The 18,357-nt window shown below is 66.2% G+C and carries 10 protein-coding genes; 6 read left to right on the top strand and 4 right to left on the bottom strand.

What is annotated here, in order from left to right:
* Positions 1 to 84 precede the first annotated feature (84 nt).
* A complete protein-coding gene (locus DL240_RS16360; protein WP_111730971.1) occupies positions 85 to 2,088 on the bottom strand; it encodes a carboxypeptidase regulatory-like domain-containing protein in 2,004 nt (667 codons plus the stop codon).
* Between the two features lie 758 nt (positions 2,089 to 2,846).
* On the opposite strand from DL240_RS16360, the gene DL240_RS16355 reads away from it, so the two are divergent.
* From DL240_RS16355 to DL240_RS16335, 5 genes are all read left to right on the top strand, one after another.
* Positions 2,847 to 5,204 carry a DNA gyrase/topoisomerase IV subunit A gene (locus DL240_RS16355; RefSeq protein ID WP_111730970.1) on the top strand — a complete coding sequence of 786 codons (2,358 nt, stop codon included), beginning with the start codon at positions 2,847 to 2,849 and terminating at the stop codon, positions 5,202 to 5,204.
* Positions 5,205 to 5,579: 375 nt separating this feature from the next.
* On the top strand, positions 5,580 to 7,703 hold the full coding sequence (locus DL240_RS16350) for a lamin tail domain-containing protein (RefSeq protein ID WP_158542653.1): 2,124 nt from the start codon (positions 5,580 to 5,582) through the stop codon (positions 7,701 to 7,703).
* 543 nt (positions 7,704 to 8,246) lie between these two features.
* Complete coding sequence (locus tag DL240_RS16345) at positions 8,247 to 8,681, top strand: caib/baif family protein (protein ID WP_111730968.1); 435 nt, start codon at positions 8,247 to 8,249, stop codon at positions 8,679 to 8,681.
* Positions 8,682 to 8,733: 52 nt separating this feature from the next.
* Positions 8,734 to 9,276, top strand: a complete 543-nt coding sequence (gene mog, locus DL240_RS16340; RefSeq protein ID WP_111730967.1) for a molybdopterin adenylyltransferase — start codon at positions 8,734 to 8,736, stop codon at positions 9,274 to 9,276.
* Positions 9,277 to 9,279: 3 nt separating this feature from the next.
* Positions 9,280 to 11,706 (top strand): DEAD/DEAH box helicase, encoded by a 2,427-nt coding sequence (locus DL240_RS16335; RefSeq protein WP_111730966.1) that lies wholly within the window; start codon positions 9,280 to 9,282, stop codon positions 11,704 to 11,706.
* A 123-nt stretch (positions 11,707 to 11,829) separates the two neighbouring features.
* Here DL240_RS16335 and clpP read toward each other — a convergent pair whose 3' ends face one another.
* From clpP to DL240_RS16320, 3 genes are all read right to left on the bottom strand, one after another.
* Positions 11,830 to 12,441 carry an ATP-dependent Clp endopeptidase proteolytic subunit ClpP gene (clpP, locus tag DL240_RS16330; protein WP_111730965.1) on the bottom strand — a complete coding sequence of 204 codons (612 nt, stop codon included), beginning with the start codon at positions 12,439 to 12,441 and terminating at the stop codon, positions 11,830 to 11,832.
* Between the two features lie 156 nt (positions 12,442 to 12,597).
* The gene (locus DL240_RS16325) at positions 12,598 to 13,560 is read right to left on the bottom strand and encodes a Smr/MutS family protein (protein ID WP_111730964.1); all 963 of its coding nucleotides are present in this window, start codon (positions 13,558 to 13,560) and stop codon (positions 12,598 to 12,600) included.
* Between the two features lie 34 nt (positions 13,561 to 13,594).
* The gene (locus DL240_RS16320) at positions 13,595 to 14,659 is read right to left on the bottom strand and encodes a DUF4352 domain-containing protein (protein ID WP_111730963.1); all 1,065 of its coding nucleotides are present in this window, start codon (positions 14,657 to 14,659) and stop codon (positions 13,595 to 13,597) included.
* 262 nt (positions 14,660 to 14,921) lie between these two features.
* Here DL240_RS16320 and DL240_RS16315 point away from each other — a divergent pair, with 262 nt between their 5' ends.
* Positions 14,922 to 18,275 (top strand): hypothetical protein, encoded by a 3,354-nt coding sequence (locus tag DL240_RS16315; RefSeq protein WP_146618359.1) that lies wholly within the window; start codon positions 14,922 to 14,924, stop codon positions 18,273 to 18,275.
* Positions 18,276 to 18,357 lie beyond the last annotated feature (82 nt).

Genomic DNA, 18,357 nt, shown 5'->3' with positions numbered 1-18,357 from the left:
GCTCGGACGTTGAGGCGTGGAATACAGGGGAAAAGAAGGGGCGGGCGGCGTCTCCTGGCGAGCGCGCACCGCTGGCGAGTTTGCTCAGTGCAGTACTTGCACACGCTGGCGGGAGATGCCCACCACAAAGTCACCTTCACCCAGGCGGCTGATGCCCAGGGTGATCGGGGTGCCCTCCTGTCCGCGGATAAGCTCGATGACCCGGTTGAGGCTCAGGCGCTGGGTGGACTTCCCGTCGACCGAGGTGATGCGGTCGCCGGGCATCAGCCCGGCCTCCTCGGCCGAGGATCCGGGCATGACGCTGCTGATGACGATGTGGCGTCGCTCGCGGTGCAGGCTGGCGCCGATGCCGTAGAAGCCCAGCGCCGGCTCCGATTCATCGGAGGGGGGGAGCACGATGTCGTGGATGAGGTGCTCCCCGCTCTCCAGCTCCAGGCCGGCCACCAGCTCGGTGGCGTAGCCGTGGGCTCGCACGCGCAGCGTGATGCGGCCCGGGGGAAGCTCCGCCAGCGCGAAGCGCCCCGAGGGGTTGGCGATTGTGGAGCGGGGGGCCAAAACGTTGGAGCTCTCCAGAAGCACCAGCTCGGCCGAGGGCACCGGCGCATCGGTGATGGCGTCGCGCACCACGCCGGCGATGGAGGCGCCCTCGAAGAGCTGGAGGTTCACCCGGGGCGTGGTGCGTCCGATGCGGACCTCCAGCAGCTCGGAGGTGGCCGAGGCCAGCCCCGGGGCCGAGGCCTGAAGCGCGTAGAACCCCGGGGCCAGGGGGCCGATGGTGAAGCGTCCCGCGGCGTCGTTGACCTCCACCGGCGCGATGTTCCGGGCGTTGAAGGGGTGGGGCGGGGGCACCTCCATCTCGGCGATGGCGATGGTGTACGAGGTTAAGGGGCGGCCCCGCGGGCCCAAAACCGTGCCGGTGATCTCTCCGCCGGGGCGCAGCTTTAGGACGACGGCCTGGCCCGGGCGCGCGCGCTGCTCAAAGGAGGCGGTGTACTGGCTGGCGGTCGCCCGCAGGGTAAAGGTCTCGTCGGGAGCATCGGGCCACATGAAGACGCCGTTGCGGTCAGCGTGCAGGCGCCGGGAGTCCCGGGCGGAGGTCGCGATCACAAACCCGCTCTGCGGCTGGCCCTCGGGGTTGAGCACGCGCCCGAAGAGGCCCTGACCGCGCTCCAGCACTACCTCCTGGTCGGCCATCGCGCGGGCCTCCACATCGAAGGGGCCCACCGTGTCGGGGAAGTGTCCCCGGGCCGAGGCGCTGAGCGTGTACGCCCCGGGCTCTAGCCCCTCGAAGCGAAAGCTCCCGTCGCTCAGGGAGCGCCCCTGCCGGGAGCCTCCGGGGCCCACAAGGGTGAGCTCGGCCACCAGGGGATCGCCCTGGTCGGTGCGCACCCCTCCGCGGAGGCCGGTGATCGGGCGGAGCTCGATCTGCAGGTCGGTCACCGATTCGCCAGGGCTCAGGGTGAGCGCGCGGCTCTCGGCATAAGGGAAGTCGGTCAGCGCGGTCTCCACGCTGATCGTGAGATCCCCGGCGGCCACCCGGGGGAGCTCAAAGTGCCCCCGGGAATTGGTTTGCGTCAGGTTGGAGAGTGTATGCGGCGGCAGCTCCTCGCCGCGGAGCCCGCGGGCCCCGGTGTAGACCAGCCCGATGTCGGCGCCGACCACCGGTTGTCCCTCCAGGGTGACGCGGCCGGCCAGCCGGGCCGGGCGGTGCATCACGAGCTCCAGCTCCGCGCTCTGCTCGTGTGCGGCCAGCGGCACGGCCCCCAGCGTGCCGACGCCGCCCCGCACATACTTCGGGTGGGTCAGGTCCAGGGTCGTGGCGTCGGCACGCTGGCGAGCCAGCGCAAAGCGCCCCTGCGCATCGCTCGTCGCCCGCTGCGTGCCGGCCTCCACGGTCGCCCCGGCCAGGGGGCGCCCCTCGTCGGTGAGCACGCGCCCGCGCAGCGCGGCGCGCTCGGTCTGGGCGCGTGGCGGTGCCTGCTCGGCGTCGGGCCCGAGCGCGCGCAGCATAAGCGCGCCCAGGACCAGCGCCCCCAGGACCAGCACGATGCCTGCCAGGCGCCGCTTTTTCGGTGAGGTTGATGTCATGTGCTCCCGTCTCCACAGGGGGGCGTCGGCGGTGGGCGTCACCACCGATGCCCTTTGCGCGGGGAGTGTATCAAGGTGATGGCGAGGAGCAACGCTGCTGCGGGGCTCTTGGCCTCCCTGGATTCAGGCAGAGACATCGAGAGGTAAGGGGGCTTAGTGAGCGATGTGGTTATCGAGAAGTGCCGGTAAGGGGGCTTAGTGAGCGATGTGGTTATCGAGAAGTGCCGGTAAGGGGGCTTAGTGGGGGGACTCGGCCGTCGAGAAGTGCCGGTAAGGGGGCTTAGTGGGCGATGTGGTTATCGAGAAGTGCCGGTAAGGGGGCCTTAGTGGGCGATGTGGTTATCGAGAAGTGCCGGTAAGGGGGCCGAGTGGGGGGACTCGGCCGTCGAGAAGTGCCGGTAAGGGGGCTGAGTGGGTGATCTGGCCATCGAGAAGAGCCGGTAAGGGGGCTTAGTGGGCGATGTGGTTATCGAGAAGTGCCGGTAAGGGGGCCGAGTGGGGGGACTCGGCCGTCGAGAAGTGCCGGTAAGGGGCCTTAGTGGGTGATGTGGTTAGCGAGAAGGGCGGGTAAGCGCGCTGAGTGGGGTATCTGGCTCCCCCCCTCCCCACGCATCGTGCTCTCCCTCGCACCCACCGCGGTTGTCACACCGGCGCCCGGGTGGTAACACTCCGGCCCCGGGCCGAGGGGCCCGAATGATGGTAAGTGGAGTAATATCAAGGGGATATCTTATCCCCTTCCCCCTGGTGAGACGAGAGCGATGCCGACCCAGCCGATCGATGTGGCGCTGCACAAGACAACTCAAGAGCGTTATCTGAACTACGCCATGAGCGTGATCACCAGCCGCGCGCTCCCGGATGTGCGCGACGGCTTGAAGCCGGTGCAGCGACGCATTCTCTACGCCATGTACACCAACCTGCGCCTGACCCATGACGCCCGCTTCCGCAAGAGCGCGGCCATCGTGGGGGAGGTGATGGGGAAGTATCACCCCCACGGTGACCAGTCGATTTACGACGCGATGGTGCGCATGGCGCAGAATTTCTCGCTGCGCTACCCCCTGGTGGACGGTCACGGCAACTTCGGCTCGGTCGACGGCGATAGCGCCGCGGCCATGCGTTACACCGAAGCCCGCATGATGCCCCTGGCCTCGGAGCTGCTCGACGAGATTAAGAAGCAGACCGTGCCCTACCGGCCCAACTACGACGGCACGGTGCAGGAGCCGGTGGTGCTGCCGGCCCAGGTGCCCAACCTGCTGATCAACGGGGCCACCGGCATCGCCGTGGGGATGGCGACCAACATCCCGCCCCATCACCTGGGAGAGGTGGTCGACGCGCTGATCGCCCTGATCGACTCGCCATCGCTGACCATCGACGACATCGTCGGTGAGATCATCCAGGGGCCGGATTTCCCCACTGGCGGGGTGCTCCTCAATTCGCGGGAGGAGCTGCGCGAGATCTACCACCAGGGCAGCGGCACGCTGGTCACCCGCGCCCAGTGGGAAGTGGAGCGCGACGGGGCTCGCCGCTTCATTGTGGTCACCGCGATCCCCTACTACGTCAACAAGGCGACGCTCATCGAGAAGATCGCCGAGCATATTATCCAGGGTAAACTCCCGCAGGTCGTTGACGTGCGCGACGAGTCGACCGCCGATGTGCGCGTGGTCCTGGAGCTTAAGCGGGGCGCCAGCGCCGATGTGGCCATGGCCTACCTCTTTAAGCACACCCCGCTGGAGGACCGTTTTCACGTCAACCTGACCTGCCTGGTGCCCTCGGAGAACCCGGATGTGGCCCAGCCGGCGAAGGTCGATCTGAAGATGATGCTGCGCTACTTCCTGGATTTCCGCATGGAGGTGGTGACCCGACGCATCGAGCATGAGCTCGCGCAGCTCCTGCGTCGCATCCACATTCTGGAAGGGTTTGAGGCGATCTTCGGGGATCTGGACGAGGCCATCCGGATCATTCGCGCTTCGGAGGGCAAGGCCGACGCCGCCAAGAAGCTGATGGCCTACTTCGGTATCGACGCCGAGCAGACCGAGGCGATTCTGGAGACCAAGCTCTACCGGCTGGCCAAGCTGGAGATTGAGCTTATCCGTGCCGAGCTCGCCGAGAAGCGCGCGGAGGCCGCGCGCCTGCAGGGGTTGCTCGGCAGCGAAGCGCGGCGCTGGGACCTGATCCGGCGCGAGCTGGTGGCGATTCGGGGCGCCTACGGCGATGCCCGGCGCACGCTGGTCGACGCTCCGGTCAAGGAGCTGGAGTACTCGGAGGAGGCCTACATCATCGCCGAGCGCTGCTGGATGATGGTCTCGCGTCAGGGGCGCATCAAACGCCAGAAGTCCTACACCGATCTCTCGACGATTCGGGTGCGGGAGGGCGATGAGATGGGCTGGGTGCTTCCGGGAAGCACGCGCGACGCGGTGATCTTTTTCACCAACATGGGGCGCGGCTACACCATGCGCATCGACGATGTCCCCTCGACCACCGGTTACGGGGACCCGGTACAGGCGAGCTTCGATTTTGCCGATGGCGAGCGCGTGGTGGGGGTGGTGACCACCGATGCACGGGTGCTGCGCAAGATGACCCCGGATCAGCCCTCGCTGGTCGGGGGTGGGGAAGAGAACGACGAGGACGACGTGCAGCTGGTGGGGATCGCCCGCAGCGGTCAGGCCGTGCGTTTCTCGCTGGAGAGCTACACCGAGCCGTCCACGGTCAAAGGGCGCCTCTTTATGCGTCTGGGGCGAGGCGACGAGGTGGTCAACGTCGAGAACTGCGATGGATCGGAGCTGGTGGCGCTGGCCAGCCGCGATGGGCGGGCGCTGATGTTCCCGGTCCGCGAGATCTCGCATGTGAAGGGGCCGGCCAAGGGCGTGCGCGCCATCACGCTGGAGGGCAAAGACCAGGTGCTCGACTTCACCCTGTGCCGGGAGCGCCTGGACGGGCTGGAGGTGGAGACCAACCGGGGCGCCCGCGAGATCATTCGGGCGACCAAGGCGCAGTACGCGCCGAGCTCTCGGGGCAATAAGGGTAAGCTGGTGATTCAGCGCGGGCACCTGATCCGCGCGCATCGCCCGCCGGTGGAGATCATCCCCGGCGACGAGGATGAGGCCGGCGAGGAGGAGTGATCCTCACCGAGGCTCCCGGTGGAGCCTGAATCTGGTCAAAGAAAAGCTCGCCCGGTGTACCGGGCGAGCTTATTTTTTTCGACCGGTAGCAAATAGGGTCTCAAGGGAGGGTCACCCGTAGGCGCGCGCGGTGGGTTTGGGAGGGGAGACGAATGCATTTTTACAGGACTTTGCGTTTCCCCCAGAACTTGAAGCGCGTCGGTGTGGTCATTATAGAAGCCAGGTGTCTGCGGTGGCGCTGACACCGGATTGTTGCTCGGGCAAGGGTTGCATCCGGTGGGGTGATCACCGATAAGGCGCCCGAGGCTGCCCGCCCGGGCGGTACGAAATGGTTTGATGGTTCTTCGACAGCAACGGTTTAAAAAGGAGTCAGAGATGATGTTGAGGCGCAACACTCTAGCGATGCTCGCGGCGCTCTCGCTTGCGGCCGGTGCCGCAGCCTGTGGCGGCACTGACGATCCCTCTAACCCTGATGTCGGGGAGGACGCAGGTCCCGACGTTGAACTCGACGGCGATGTGATCCCCGATGCGGACGAGGACACGGGGCCCGATGCCGACGTGGACCTGGGTCCTCCGACCATGCCCGAGAGTGCGGGCCAGGTCTTGATCACCGAAGTGATGAAGCAGCCCACCGAGACCAGCGCGGTCGAGGGGCAGTGGATCGAGCTCTTCAACACCACCGATAGCGATCTGGCGCTGGAGGGCTGCGAGCTGGAGAGCTCGGAGCTCGATGAGCCGGTGGCCATCGCGGGCGAGCTGACCATCGATGCGCAGGGGTATCTGACGGTGGCGCGCAGCGCCAACGCCGGCTTTGATGCCGACCTGGTGCTCGATGGGCTGGTACTGGCCGAAGGGGCGGGCGCCGTGGCGCTGATGTGCGATGGCGTGACCATTGCCCGGGTCGATTACGACGCCGGTGAGACCTACCCGAGCCAGGCCGGGGCCAGCCTCAGCCGTGATCCGGCGTTCGATGGCTCCAGTGGCGATGACGCCAGCTACTGGTGTGCGGCGACCGCCGCCTACAACGGCGCCGACCTGGGCACCCCGGGCGCGGCCAACCCCTCTTGCGATGGCGGCAGCGGGGACACCGGTAGCGCTCAGATCGCCGACCTGCTGGCCAACGGCCCGGGCGATGACGGCAAGATGATCGAAGGTGTCACCGTCACCTACGTGCGGCCCCTGGTGGGAGATGAATCGGCCGGCTTCTTCGTGCAGGCCAGCGCCGGTGGTCCCGCGCTCTTTGTGGCCGTGGCCGAGGGCGAGGCGATGCCGGTGGAAGTCAACGACGTGGTCGACTTCCGCGTGCTCACGGTTGATAGCTTCGGAAGCTCCACCTGGGCGGATTCCTTTGATTCGCTGAATGTGAACGCCGGCGCGGGGAACCGCGAAGCGCTCATCACCGATCTGACCGGTGCCGCCGATCTGATCACCGACCTCGACAGCTACGCCCACCGCCTGGTCAGCGCCGAGCTGACCATCACCGGCGAGCTCGAGACCTTTGCCGGCGCCGGCCACCAGGCCTACAGCGTGTCCAACGGCGCGGTCGGAGGCGATGACGACGTGAAGCTGCGCATGCCCACCGAGCTGCGGGAGTCCCTGGGGCTGGCGGTTGGCTGCGACGTCGATGTGACGGCCACTCCGCTGTGGCGTTTCGACGCGACCGCTCAGTTCATGGCCTACAACTCGTCGGAACTCAGCGTGGAGAACTGCCCGGCGCTCAGCGTGGTCAGCGCCACGGCGACCAGCACCACCACCGTGCAGCTCGTGCTGAGCCGCGCGCTCGGCCCGATCAACTCGGACGGCTCCGAGTTCACCATCGCCGGCCTGGCGGTCACGGCGGCCGAAGCCAATGGCCCCATGGTCACCCTGACCACCGCCGAGCAGACCTCGATGGCGGATTACACCGTGGAGCTCGCCGACACCCTGACTGACATCTTCGGCGACACGATCCCGGCCGACGCCAGCGCCTCGTTTACCGGCTTCTCCTCACTCAGCGTGGTCTTCAGCGAAATCATGACCCGGTTTACGGGGGGGGGCGGCGATCCGGGAGAGTACATTGAGCTCTTTAACTCCGGCGCTTCGGCCTTTGACCTGAGCGGTTGCCTGCTCACGCGCGACGCCGCCACAAACAATGAGATGGTGCTCGCCGACGGGCTGGAGATTCCGGCCGGTGGCTACGTGCTCTTTGTCAGCAGCGACACGATCCCGGAGCTGACGTCCGCTCAGACGCTGGAGCTTCCGCTCGGAAACAGTGGCGGAACCTACGCGCTCTCCTGCGCGGGCCAGGAGCTCGACCGGCTCACCGTGACGTCCAGTACGGTTGCCCTGGGCATCTCCTATCAGAAAGACGTCACCAAGCTGGGAACCCCTAACCCGGATGGCGCCGCGCCTTCGGATAGCTGGTGCCTGACGCCGGAAGATGCGGCTAACCAGTTCGCGACCTTCGAGACGGAGCTGAAGTACGGCACTCCGGGCACGGCCAACCTCGCCTGCCCCTGAGCGTGTGATGTACGGGCGCCGGGCTGCTATTCGGGTTTGGCGCGCGTGACATTCTGCTGACACGAACCCCCTCTCCGAGTTGCGATCTGTAATCGGAGAGGGGGTTTTGTTTTGGGAGCGTGGTCGGGCGGCGGGCAGGGCGGTGTTTCGGGCAAAAAAAAGCCCCCAGGGGTTGCCTGGGGGCTTTTGAGTCTGCTCCGGGGGGGAGAGCAGGACTCGAAAAGGGTGGCCAGCCCGCCTGGGGGGGGAAGCGGGCTGACCGGGGTGCCGAGCGTGCTCACTCGTGAAAGGAGCTGGATCCTCGCGTGAGGGGGGGATCACGTTGGAGGATCGCGCTCGACACATTGAGGAAGATATCGACGGGGGTGGGGTCGGTCAAGTCATTTTTGTAATTTTCCGTCATGACTGGATATTACACCCTGTAACGCCAGGGGAGCCGAATGCGGGATGAGCGCTATTTTAGGGGAGATGAGCGGCTTCGACTGTGGTATGTGCACCTCGTAAACTTTTTTGCTTCACCTCTCTTAACGGCGAGTTTTTCTCATGAACGATACGATCCCGCTGGGCCGACGTGAGTTTGAGAAGGCCCTCAACGATCTGTTACGCGCGTATCAGAGCACTGAGGAGGGGCAGGCCTCCTACCATTCCGACGATAGCGTGCGTTGCCACCACTGCATGTTCACCACCGGAAGCACCGACTGCTCGTTCTGCACCTACTGCCGGGATTGTCAGAACTGCACCTACTGCACCCAGTGCAACGAGTGCGAGCATTGCCATCAGTCGAGCTACTGCGTGCGCTCAAAGCGCTGTGCCAGCAGCTCCTACTTGATCTTGAGTCAGGATTGCACCGACTGTGTGTTCTGTTTTGGCTGTGTGGGGCTGGTCAAAAAAGAGTTTCATATTCTCAACCAGAAGTTCCCGCGCGACCGCTACTTCAAGCTGGTCAAGGAGCTCAAGGCGGCGCTTCAGATTCCCTGAGCGTGGCTACCGGGCTCGGTCGTGTGGGGTGTTTCCAGGTCAAGGAGCGGTAATGGAAGCGATCCTCAGGGTCGGGGTGGTCACGGTGAGCGACCGGGCCAGCCGCGGCGACTACGACGACATCAGCGGGCCGGCCATTGAGGCCTGGCTCACGAGAGCGCTGACCTCCCCTTTTGAGGTCGCCACGCGCCTGGTTCCCGATGAGTTTGAGCGCATCGGGGAGGCCATCGTTGAGCTCTGCGATGAGCGGGGCTGCCAGCTGGTCTTGACCACCGGGGGCACCGGGCCCGCGGTGCGTGACGTGACGCCGGAGGCCACCCTGGCGGTAGCCGACCGGGAGATGCCGGGCTTTGGCGAGCGTATGCGCCAGATCAGCCTGAAGTACGTGCCCACCGCGATCCTCTCCCGTCAGGTCGGAGCGCTGCGCGGTCGTTCGTTGATTGTGAATCTCCCCGGGAGTCCGCGCTCCATCGCCGAGATTCTCGACGAGCTCTTTGAAGCCATCCCCTACTGCATTGAGCTGATGGACGGTCCCATCGTGGAGACCGACCCGGAGGTTGTGGTGGCGTTTCGTCCCAAAAAGAAGAAGGGGTAAGCCGTGAGTGGAGCGAGCTCAGCCGCGGGGCAGTCGGAGTTGCGCCAGCTCCTCTCGAGCTGGCGCGCCGGCCGCGATGTGGGCAAACATTTTACCGCGCTCAAGCACCTGCCCGCGCAGCAGGCCGAGTACGCCCCGCTGCCCGAAGGGCTGGACCCGCGGGTGGGGCAGCTTCTGCGGGCCCGTGGTTTTCAGAGCCTCTACAGCCACCAGGCCCGGGCGGTGGAGGCCGCGCTGGGGGGGCGTCACACGGTGGTGGTGACTCCCACGGCCAGCGGGAAGAGCCTCTGCTACAACCTCCCGGTGATCGACAGCCTGTATCGCGGTCATAGCGCGCTGTTTCTCTTTCCGACCAAGGCGTTGAGTCAGGATCAGAGCGCGGAGCTGAATCAGCTCCTGCAGCTGGCGCCGCAGCGCGATCCGACCTGGGAGGCGCAGGTCTACGACGGAGATACCGCCCCGGATGTGCGCCGCCGGGTGCGGCGCAACGGTCGCCTGGTGCTGACCAACCCCGATATGCTGCACGCGGCGATTTTGCCGCATCACGATAAGTGGGCTCGTTTCTTTAAGGGGCTTAAGTACATCGTGGTCGATGAGCTGCATACCTACCGCGGGGTATTTGGCAGCCACGTGGCCAACGTGCTCTGGCGCCTGCGCCGGATCTGCCGCCATTACGGCACCGACCCGGTCTTTCTGGCCACCAGCGCGACCATCGCGAACCCCCGAGAACTCGCCCGAGAGCTGGTCGGTGGCGAGGTGGAGCTGGTCGATCGGAGCGGGGCGCCCCGGGCGGAGCGTTACGTGTGTTTTGTGAATCCGCCGATAGTCGACGCCGAGAAGATGCGCCGGCAGAGTCCGCTGCGGGTGGCTCAGCGGGTGGCCGCGCAGACCCTGAAGCGCGATTGCCCCACTATCGTTTTTGCCCGCAGCCGCCAGTCGGTCGAGGTGATGGTCAACCGTCTTAAGCGTCGACTCGCCACCGATCGCGATCGTCCAGGGCTGGCCGATCGCGTGGCGAGTTACCGCGGGGGCTACCTCCCGGAGCTTCGACGTTCGATTGAGCGCGGGCTGCGTCAGGGCCATGTGCGCGGGGTGGTGACCACCAACGCGCTGGAGCTGGGGGTGGACATCGGCAGCCTGGATGTCTGCGTGCTGGCCGGTTACCCGGGCACCATCGCCTCGACCTGGCAGCAGATCGGGCGCGCCGGGCGCAGCGGGGGCGTCTCGGTGGCCATGGTGATCGCCGGCGACAACCCCATCGACCAGTTCATTATTCAGAACCCCGATTACTTCTTCGGCCAGTCGCCGGAAGCCGCCCGGGTGGATCCGCGCAACCTGCTCATCGCGGTCGAACACCTCAAATGCGCCTGCTACGAGCTGGAATGGCGCGCTGGCGAGTCCTACGGGGGGCTGGACCCCTCGGAGACCGAAGAGGCGCTGGAGTTTATGGCCCGGACCATGGGGGTGATTCAGCGCACTGGCGAGCGTTGGACCTGGACCTCCCGCACCTATCCGGCCAATCAGGTCAGTTTGCGCAGCACCGCCGAGGAGAACTTCGTGGTCGTCGACCTGGGCTCCCGCGAGCGTAATGTGCTGGCCGAGGTCGACTTTGAGAGCGCCCACCTGACGCTCTATCCCAACGCCGTCTACCAGATCTCCGGGGAGCCCTACCGGGTGGTGCGTCTGGACTACGATGAGCGCCGCGCCTACGTCGAGCGCAGCGACGATGGCTACTACACCACGGCCATGCACTACGCGGCCACGCACGTGCTCGACGTCTTTAAAGAACGCCAGGCGTCGCGCACCTCCCTCGGTTTTGGGGAGGTCCGGGTCACGCAGCGCTTCGTGGGTTTTAAGAAGATCAAGTTCGGTACCGGCGAAAATATCGGTTACGGGGAGCTCAATCTCCCCGAGCTCGATCTGCACACCATGGCTTACTGGCTGCAGCTCAAAGCCGATGATTTTCACGACCTGGGGCTGGGAGCGCTGGCCGCCGATCAGTGGGTCCGCCTGGTGGAAGGCGCCGGCGAGGTGCTCCGGACCACGGCCAGCCTCAAGATGATGTGTGACTGGCGCGATCTGGAGCTGTGCATCGGCTCGGTGGCCAATGATCAGTGGTGGTCGCAGGGGATCGGGGGCACCACCGTGCGCGACGCCTCGGGTCAGGAGCAGGACTGGGAGGCCGGCCAGATCGCCCCCTCACTCTATGAGCCCCACATCTACCTCTACGATCGCTACCCGGGGGGCGTGGGTCTTGGTGAGGGGCTCTACGATGAGCATGAGCGCTTCATGGCCATGGCCCGAGACCTGGTTCAGCGCTGCCCCTGTCAGGCCGGCTGCCCCTCTTGCGTGGGACCACCGGGGGAGCAGGGCGCGCCCATCAAAGATGCCGTCGCCCGGGTGCTCGACGCGCTCAGCAAGAGGGCTTGAGTCCGGCCGGCGCTCCCCCAAACGCGGCGCATAAAAAAGCGGGGCAGGGAGGCCAAACGCCTCCGCTGCCCCGCATCGCTTTGAACCACCGGCACGCCGGCGGCTCCGGCATCGAGCTGGGACTCAGCTCTCGCTCTTCTCGCCAGGTGCCCGCGGCGTGACCACCTTGTCGATCAGCCCGTACTCCATCGCCTCGGTGGCGCTCATGTAGTAGTCGCGATCGGTGTCCTTCTGGATGCGCTCCATCGACTGCCCGGTCTGCTCGACCAGGATCTCGTTGAGGCGCTCGCGCAGGCGCAGGATCTCGCGGGCCTGAATCTCAATGTCGGTGGCCTGTCCGCCGATGCCGCCGCGCATCAGCGGCTGGTGGATCAGGATCCGGGAGTTGGGCAGCGCGAAGCGCTTGCCTTTCTCGCCAGCCGTCAGCAGCAGCGCGCCCATGGAGGCGGCCTGCCCCATGCAGATCGTGGAGACCTGGGGGCGGATGTAGCGCATCGTGTCGTAGATCGAGAGCCCGGCGGTCACGCTGCCCCCGGGAGAGTTGATGTAGAGGCTGATGTCTTTGTCGGGATCGTCACTCTCCAGAAAGAGGAGCTGGGCGACAATGGCGTTGGCCACCTCATCGGTGACCGGCGTGCCCAGAAACACAATGCGATCCTTGAGCAGGCGGCTATAAATATCCCAGCCGCGCTCGCCGCGGTGAGTCTGCTCGACGACGTAGGGGATAAAACCCATGGCTTTGCTCTCAAAAAAGGTTCAGTGGGGACGCGGGCCGGCGCCATCAATCATCGGTGTCAATGTGGTCACCGCCCGCCAAAAATGCAACCTCGCAGATGGGCCAAACATTCGCCCTAAACGCACCTGAGTGTCAGCGCCGGGGGGCGCGTGGGATCAGCGCCTCTTGCGCGAGCCCCGGGACTTCGAGCCCCGGCCTTCTCGTGAAGAGGGTACGGATTTCGCCTCCAGGAGCTCCACGATCAGGCTGCCGTAGTCGCCCTCCGGCGAGCGCTCCGGGGCGTAGCCGCGCACGTAGCGCAGTCCCGGGCCTTCCAGCCACTCCAGCACCGCCGGTTTGAGCACCGGCCCCTCTTCGGAGTGAATGCCGCGGCCGTGAATCACCCGCACAAAGCGCGCCTGGTCGCTCTTCCACCATTGATGGATGTAGAGCTCCAGCTGGCGCAGGGCGTCGTCCAGGGTGTCACCGCGCAGGTTGATCTGGCCGGTGCGTTGCCCGATGGCCACCTGCTGGTAGCGCTTGATCAGCGCGCGCTGGGCGCGGCCCAGGGGCTCGATGAAGCTCAAACCCTCGTCATCCCGGGGCAGCGAGGGGGTGATCAACCCGTTGTCGGGCAGCGACTCCTCGCGCTCGGTGTCCACCTGGCGGGCTTCGCGATGTTTGCCGTGTTGAGGACGGTACTTGCGATCGGGCTCGAGCATCTCGACGCCGCTGACCGCGCGCATGAAGATCGCGGCGTCGCGGGCCTCAAAGACCTGCTGGCGCGCTTCTTCCTCGGCCTGCGGATCGTGGCGAGTGTCGGCGCGCTCGGAGCGCGAGGCGCCGGACTGGCGTGTGGGGTCCGGCGGCAGCTCGGCCGAGGCCTCCCCCTGGTACTTGGCCTGAAAGATGCGGGAGGGGTCGAGCTTATCGAGCGCCATCTCGAAGAGCTCTTCGTCGCTGAGCTCGGGCGCCGGCTTTGGGGAAGGCCGGGGCGTGGGCTCCGGCCGCGCGGCCGGTTCTGGGGCGCGGGTGTCGGGCTCGGGGCGGCGTGTCTTGCCCCCCAGATCCAACTTCAGGTCTTTGAGTTGCTCGGCCAGAGGGCCGAGTTTCGACGTGCCGCGCTTTTTGTTGCTCACACTGCAATCCTCGGCGCCCTCGGCGCCCCGGGGGTTACTTCTCGGCCTGGGCCTTGGTCATCTCTTCGGGCTGGGCCACGTCGGCCGGCTCAAAGGGAATCGACACCCGAACCTTGCCGCTACGTGCAAAATGATCGGCCGCCAGCTCAAAGGTCAAGCTCTGGGCCTGGTCCGGACGCTCAAAGAGCGCGAAGTCGGTGACCGAGGCGCCCGGAGCAAGCTCGGCCTCCCGCTCCAGCTGCCCTTCGGCGCTGGTGTTCGAGGGCAGCCGCACCCGGTTGAGCGCGCCGGTGGTGCTGTGCAGGCGAGCGCCCTGACGCCCGGAGAGATCGCGGTGACCGGGATCAAAGGTGAGGGCGCTGTCGGTGGTGTTGGTCAGCTTGTAGTCCACGCGCAGCACCGGCTCATCGCTGTAGCCCTCTTTCTCGTCGCTGTTTTTGAGCTTGATGTAGGCCTGGTCCACAGCCGTCACCTCAAAGCTCACGCCTTCCACATCGATACTCTGCCCCACCTCGTAGACGGTGGGGCCGGTCGGGGTGGTGGCCTTGTAGCTCAGCCCGAAGAGCACCGGGTTGGTGCCGCGGTGCATCGAGGGGGGCAGGCTCAGCACCAGGTCGGTGATCGAGCCGTCGGGGATCTCAAAGAGGAAGATGTCGCTGAGCGACTCCCCCGGCGCCAGCGTGGTGGTGGCGGTGACCTGACCGGGCAGCGTGCCGCGATCCAGGTAGACCCCGTTGATCGGCGCCTTGGAAAACTCCGCCAGCGGCGTCTCGGCCGGCGGCGCCGGATAGAGCAGCGGGGTGGAGCCCTCGGTCATCTGCTGGCTGGCGTGGCTGGGGCTGTAGACCACGTTATCTTCGCCGGCGTTGGTGATCGTCACCGGGATGGTCAGTACCGGGCGCGGATACTCCACGGTCTGACCCTGATGATCGAGCTCCAGGTAGCGCGCGCCGTACTCGCCAGGCGCAAAGGTGACCCCGCCGATGGTCTGAGGCTGAGCGCCAGGGCCAATGGTGACGGGCTCCTCACAGGCCGTCAGGCCGAGGAGGGCGGTGCATACGAGCGTCGGGACAAGACGCGATCCCCGAGGGGTGAACATAATCTTTGACCTGCGTTTAGGTGGTTGCGCGGGCGCTTGATAACGAGGCGATCCGGCGCCAAAACGTGGATGGGCGCAGCGTACAAAGGCCTCCTCAAACGGTCAACTTGCGACGCGACGCGTCGCGCGCACTCTAGCGCATCTTCGGGGCTGCTGGCTTTCCGCGCGTGGTCTTTTTTTGTTAAGGTCGCCGCAATGACTGGAGGTTTTAGAGGTGGTCGCCCCCCCGGCGGCGCCCGCTGCCATGATCGAGGCGACAGTGGTGAGAGCAATAACCCGAACGACCGGCACACGTCTGGCGGTGGCCGCGGCCACGCTGCTCAGCTTGAGCTGTACTCAGGAATACAGCCTGGAGCGCCAGGTGCCCGAGCGCGGCACCCTTGGCGAGGAGCTCCACGCCATCTGGCTCAAAGACACTCGCCGCATGGCCGAGCTCCCCGGTGAGCGCAGCGCGCTCCTGGAGGCGCGCCGCGAAGCCTTTGTCGGCGCGGTGGATCGCGCCGTCCCTGCCGGAACCGAGCCCGAGCTCGATAACTTCCTCCAGGCCATCGTGCCGGCCATCGAGCAGGGCTATTTCCCGGCGATCACGCGGCGTCTGCCCCTGATCATGGACGAGGCCGCCCACGACGAGGAACTGCTCGACTTTATCCTCAACCGCCCCGAGGTCGGCCCCACTGACTACCTCTCACCGCGGCATCAGGGGCGCTTCTTTTACGAACTCTCCAACTTTGATCAGAGCAGCGCGCTGATGGGCCATCTGGGCCGGGTGCTTGCCAGGCACGACGGCTTCGACGATCAGGGCAACCCCGACATCAGTCAGCCTTCGGCCGGCAGCGATTTGCTGCGCGCCCTGGCCGACGCCCTGGAGGAGGAGCCCCCCGAGATCGCCACTGACCGCGTCTCGGTGATGCTGCGCGATCTTTTTGTGCAGGGAGACGCGACCTTCCTCAACGGGGAGTCCAGCCGTCTGGCGCTGGTGGCCCGCTTCGATGAGCGCGGCCTGCCGCAGGTGCGTCTGCGCCCCGATGGCTCCATGCCCGAGCCCTTCATCGACAGTGACCGCGACGGGCTGGCCGACCTCGATGCTCAGGGGCGTTTTCATATGACCCAGGGCCCGGCGCTGCATATCAAACCCTTGAGCGATGCGCCCTCGCCACACCCGCTGATGCAGCGCGACCTCTTTGGCCGGTTGCAGTTCGGTCAGAATGACTTTGTCTTTGAGTATGTGGACTTAAGTGAGACGGCGCTGCCCTTTCTGGTGGAGCTTGGCGCCGGGCTGGCCGCCGAAGATGCGCTGTACCACGGCGCGGCTACCGCCCGGGAGCTGCTGGGGCCGGCGGTGGTCGGTGAAGATGCGCGGGGCCACTACCCGGCGTTCTCTCCGGAGCATCCGATGGTCGATGTGGTCGACGCGATCATCAGCGGCCTCTCGATCACCGAGCTCCCCGAGGTCATGGAGCTGAGCGCCCGCTACATGCGCCGCTCCAGCCAGGGGATGGCGCACCTCTCCTTTGCGCTCAGCGACGCCATCGACGCGATGGAGGATGTGCCCGCGGGCGAACTCGGGGAGAATTCCACGCTGGTGCACGACCTGCTGCCGGTGCTGCGCGAGATCTCGGCCGATCCCGCTCTCTGGGCCGATGTCTTCGAGGCGCTGCGCGACCCGATCATGGAGCGCAGCGGGGAGGCCATGCTCACGCTGCTTCGCCACAAAAACATGCAGGCGGTGCCCGCGGCCGAAGGGCCCTACAACGCCTGCTTTGAGCACTGCGACGAGACTCAGGAGATCGGTACGGTGGCGCGCTTTGAGTGCATCCGCGCCTGCCCCTCCCAGGAGATCTTCCGCGAGGCCATGGACTACACGCTGCCCGAGTCGCCCGAGAATCGCAGCATGTTCCAGCGCGTCTTCCACCTGCTGCGCGACACCGCCCAGACCCCTTACGTGATGCACGTGGAAGAGGTGGTGGTGCCGGGGTTCGACATGATGGCGATCCCGCCGATGCTGGAGCTGCCCGGCTCGGCCGAAGCCTTTATCAAATCGGTCGCCGGCGATCTGGTCCTGACCGACTATATCAGCGACGAGTTCACCAACAGCGATCTGGGGCAGATGCTGGAGCTGATCGATGAGCTGGTGCCCGGCGTCGTCGACGATGAGACGGTGGGCGGGATGCTCAGCATCGCCAGCGAACTCTTCGGCGCGCGCCTGGACCCCAGCCCCACCCCGGCGCAGATCACTCGCCTCTTTAATCAGCCGCGGCTGCGCTTTGAGGATGCCGAAAACGGCTACGTGCTCGAGGTCACCAGCCCCACCTGCCGAGATGGCTACGTGATGGCGGCCCACCATGCCGACGGCCTCTACGCCGCCGAGGCCAGCGGGCTCATCGACGTGCTGCACCCCCTGGCGAAGGCCTTTAGCCGCCACGACCGCGAAGAGCTCCTCATGCAGATCTTTGTGGTGATTCACGATCATTACTCCAGCCGGGTCGATCTCTACTACGACAAGGCCGGCAACCGCTCCCCGATGAAGGGGGCCAACCTGGTGAGTCTGGAGCCGGCGCTCGACGTGATCTTTGAGCGCGGGCATCTCTTCGCCGGGCTGCGGGCCCTGGCCCTGTCCACCGGGCATGTGCGCGACGATCAGGGGGTGCATGTCGATGAGCGCCTCCGCCAGCTGATCCACGCCTGGCTGCGCAACGACGATGCCTACACCACCCGCGCCGGGGAGAGCTCGCTGGAGCTGGCCGACGGGCGCACCTTAAGTCCGGTGAGCCGGGTCGACATCATCGTCGATCGCCTGGCCCACATGGTGGATCGCGCCGACGCCGACGCCGAGGTCAAGGGCCACCTGGCCGACTTTGCCGAGGGCTTCCTCAACGTGGTCCTGCGCGCCGAAGAAGACCCCGAGGGCGGCTACCGCTTCCATGAGCCGGGGACCATCGCCCTGGCCACCCACGTGCTCGACTACACCGCGCAGCGCGCCCGGGAGATGGAGGCCCGTGGCGAGTTTGAGGGCTGGCTCACCGAGAAGGTGCCCGACGCGCTGATGGAGATCTTTACCTCCCGCTGGTTCTTCGCGGCCGTGGAGCTGGTGGCTGCCCTGCACGACGAGCCCCAGGGGCGCCAGGTGATCAACGACGCCCTCAACTACCTGGGCAACGACGCGGACCGCGCCGACCAGAGCGCCCTGATGATCTACGCCCTGATGGTCCAGGCCTTCGATCTCGAAGAGCTGGCCCCGGTGGCCCGCTTTGCGCTCCAGAGCCTGGATCCGGATCGCCGCTACGAGGTGGAAGGCCCCCACGCCGGGCTGCCCACGGCCACCCTGATCGGGGAGTTTATGGCCCGCGCCGGTGAGCTCGATCCCGATGGCGAGGGCGTCCGGATTATGGGGAGAGGCTCGATCCAGGGCGAGGAGTACGACGCCAGCTGGGTGGCCATCGGCGATCTGGTGCTGCGTTACTTCAGCGACGATCCCCACCCCGATCGCGAGCTCAACCGCGAGGACATCCGCTCGGGGCTGAGCAACCTGGGCGACTGGCTGCTCCAGGAGGAGCGCGGTCTGGAGCGCTACTACAAGCTCGTGGAGCATCGCCGTCGCCTGCTCGACGGGAAGTGATATGCCCCGGATGGGGGGGCTGTGGAGAGCTTTTTAGACCCCGGTGTTGACCGCTCAGAGGGGGGCGGGCTAGGTTGCCGCC

This window comes from Lujinxingia litoralis (assembly GCF_003260125.1).
Lineage (GTDB): Bacteria > Myxococcota_A > Bradymonadia > Bradymonadales > Bradymonadaceae > Lujinxingia > Lujinxingia litoralis.
Note: the sequence above shows the minus strand (reverse complement) of the source record. Positions and strands in the feature narration are given on the sequence as shown.

What these genes read in the sequence shown, in the direction of transcription:
- DL240_RS16345 (WP_111730968.1), top strand. Translation starts at nt 8,247, where the DNA reads ATGAACGATACGATCCCGCTGGGCCGACGTGAGTTTGAGAAGGCCCTC.
- DL240_RS16355 (WP_111730970.1), top strand. Translation starts at nt 2,847, where the DNA reads ATGCCGACCCAGCCGATCGATGTGGCGCTGCACAAGACAACTCAAGAG.
- DL240_RS16350 (WP_158542653.1), top strand. Translation starts at nt 5,580, where the DNA reads ATGATGTTGAGGCGCAACACTCTAGCGATGCTCGCGGCGCTCTCGCTT.
- mog (WP_111730967.1), top strand. Translation starts at nt 8,734, where the DNA reads ATGGAAGCGATCCTCAGGGTCGGGGTGGTCACGGTGAGCGACCGGGCC.
- clpP (WP_111730965.1), bottom strand. Translation starts at nt 12,441, where the DNA reads ATGGGTTTTATCCCCTACGTCGTCGAGCAGACTCACCGCGGCGAGCGC.
- DL240_RS16360 (WP_111730971.1), bottom strand. Translation starts at nt 2,088, where the DNA reads ATGACATCAACCTCACCGAAAAAGCGGCGCCTGGCAGGCATCGTGCTG.
- DL240_RS16320 (WP_111730963.1), bottom strand. Translation starts at nt 14,659, where the DNA reads ATGTTCACCCCTCGGGGATCGCGTCTTGTCCCGACGCTCGTATGCACC.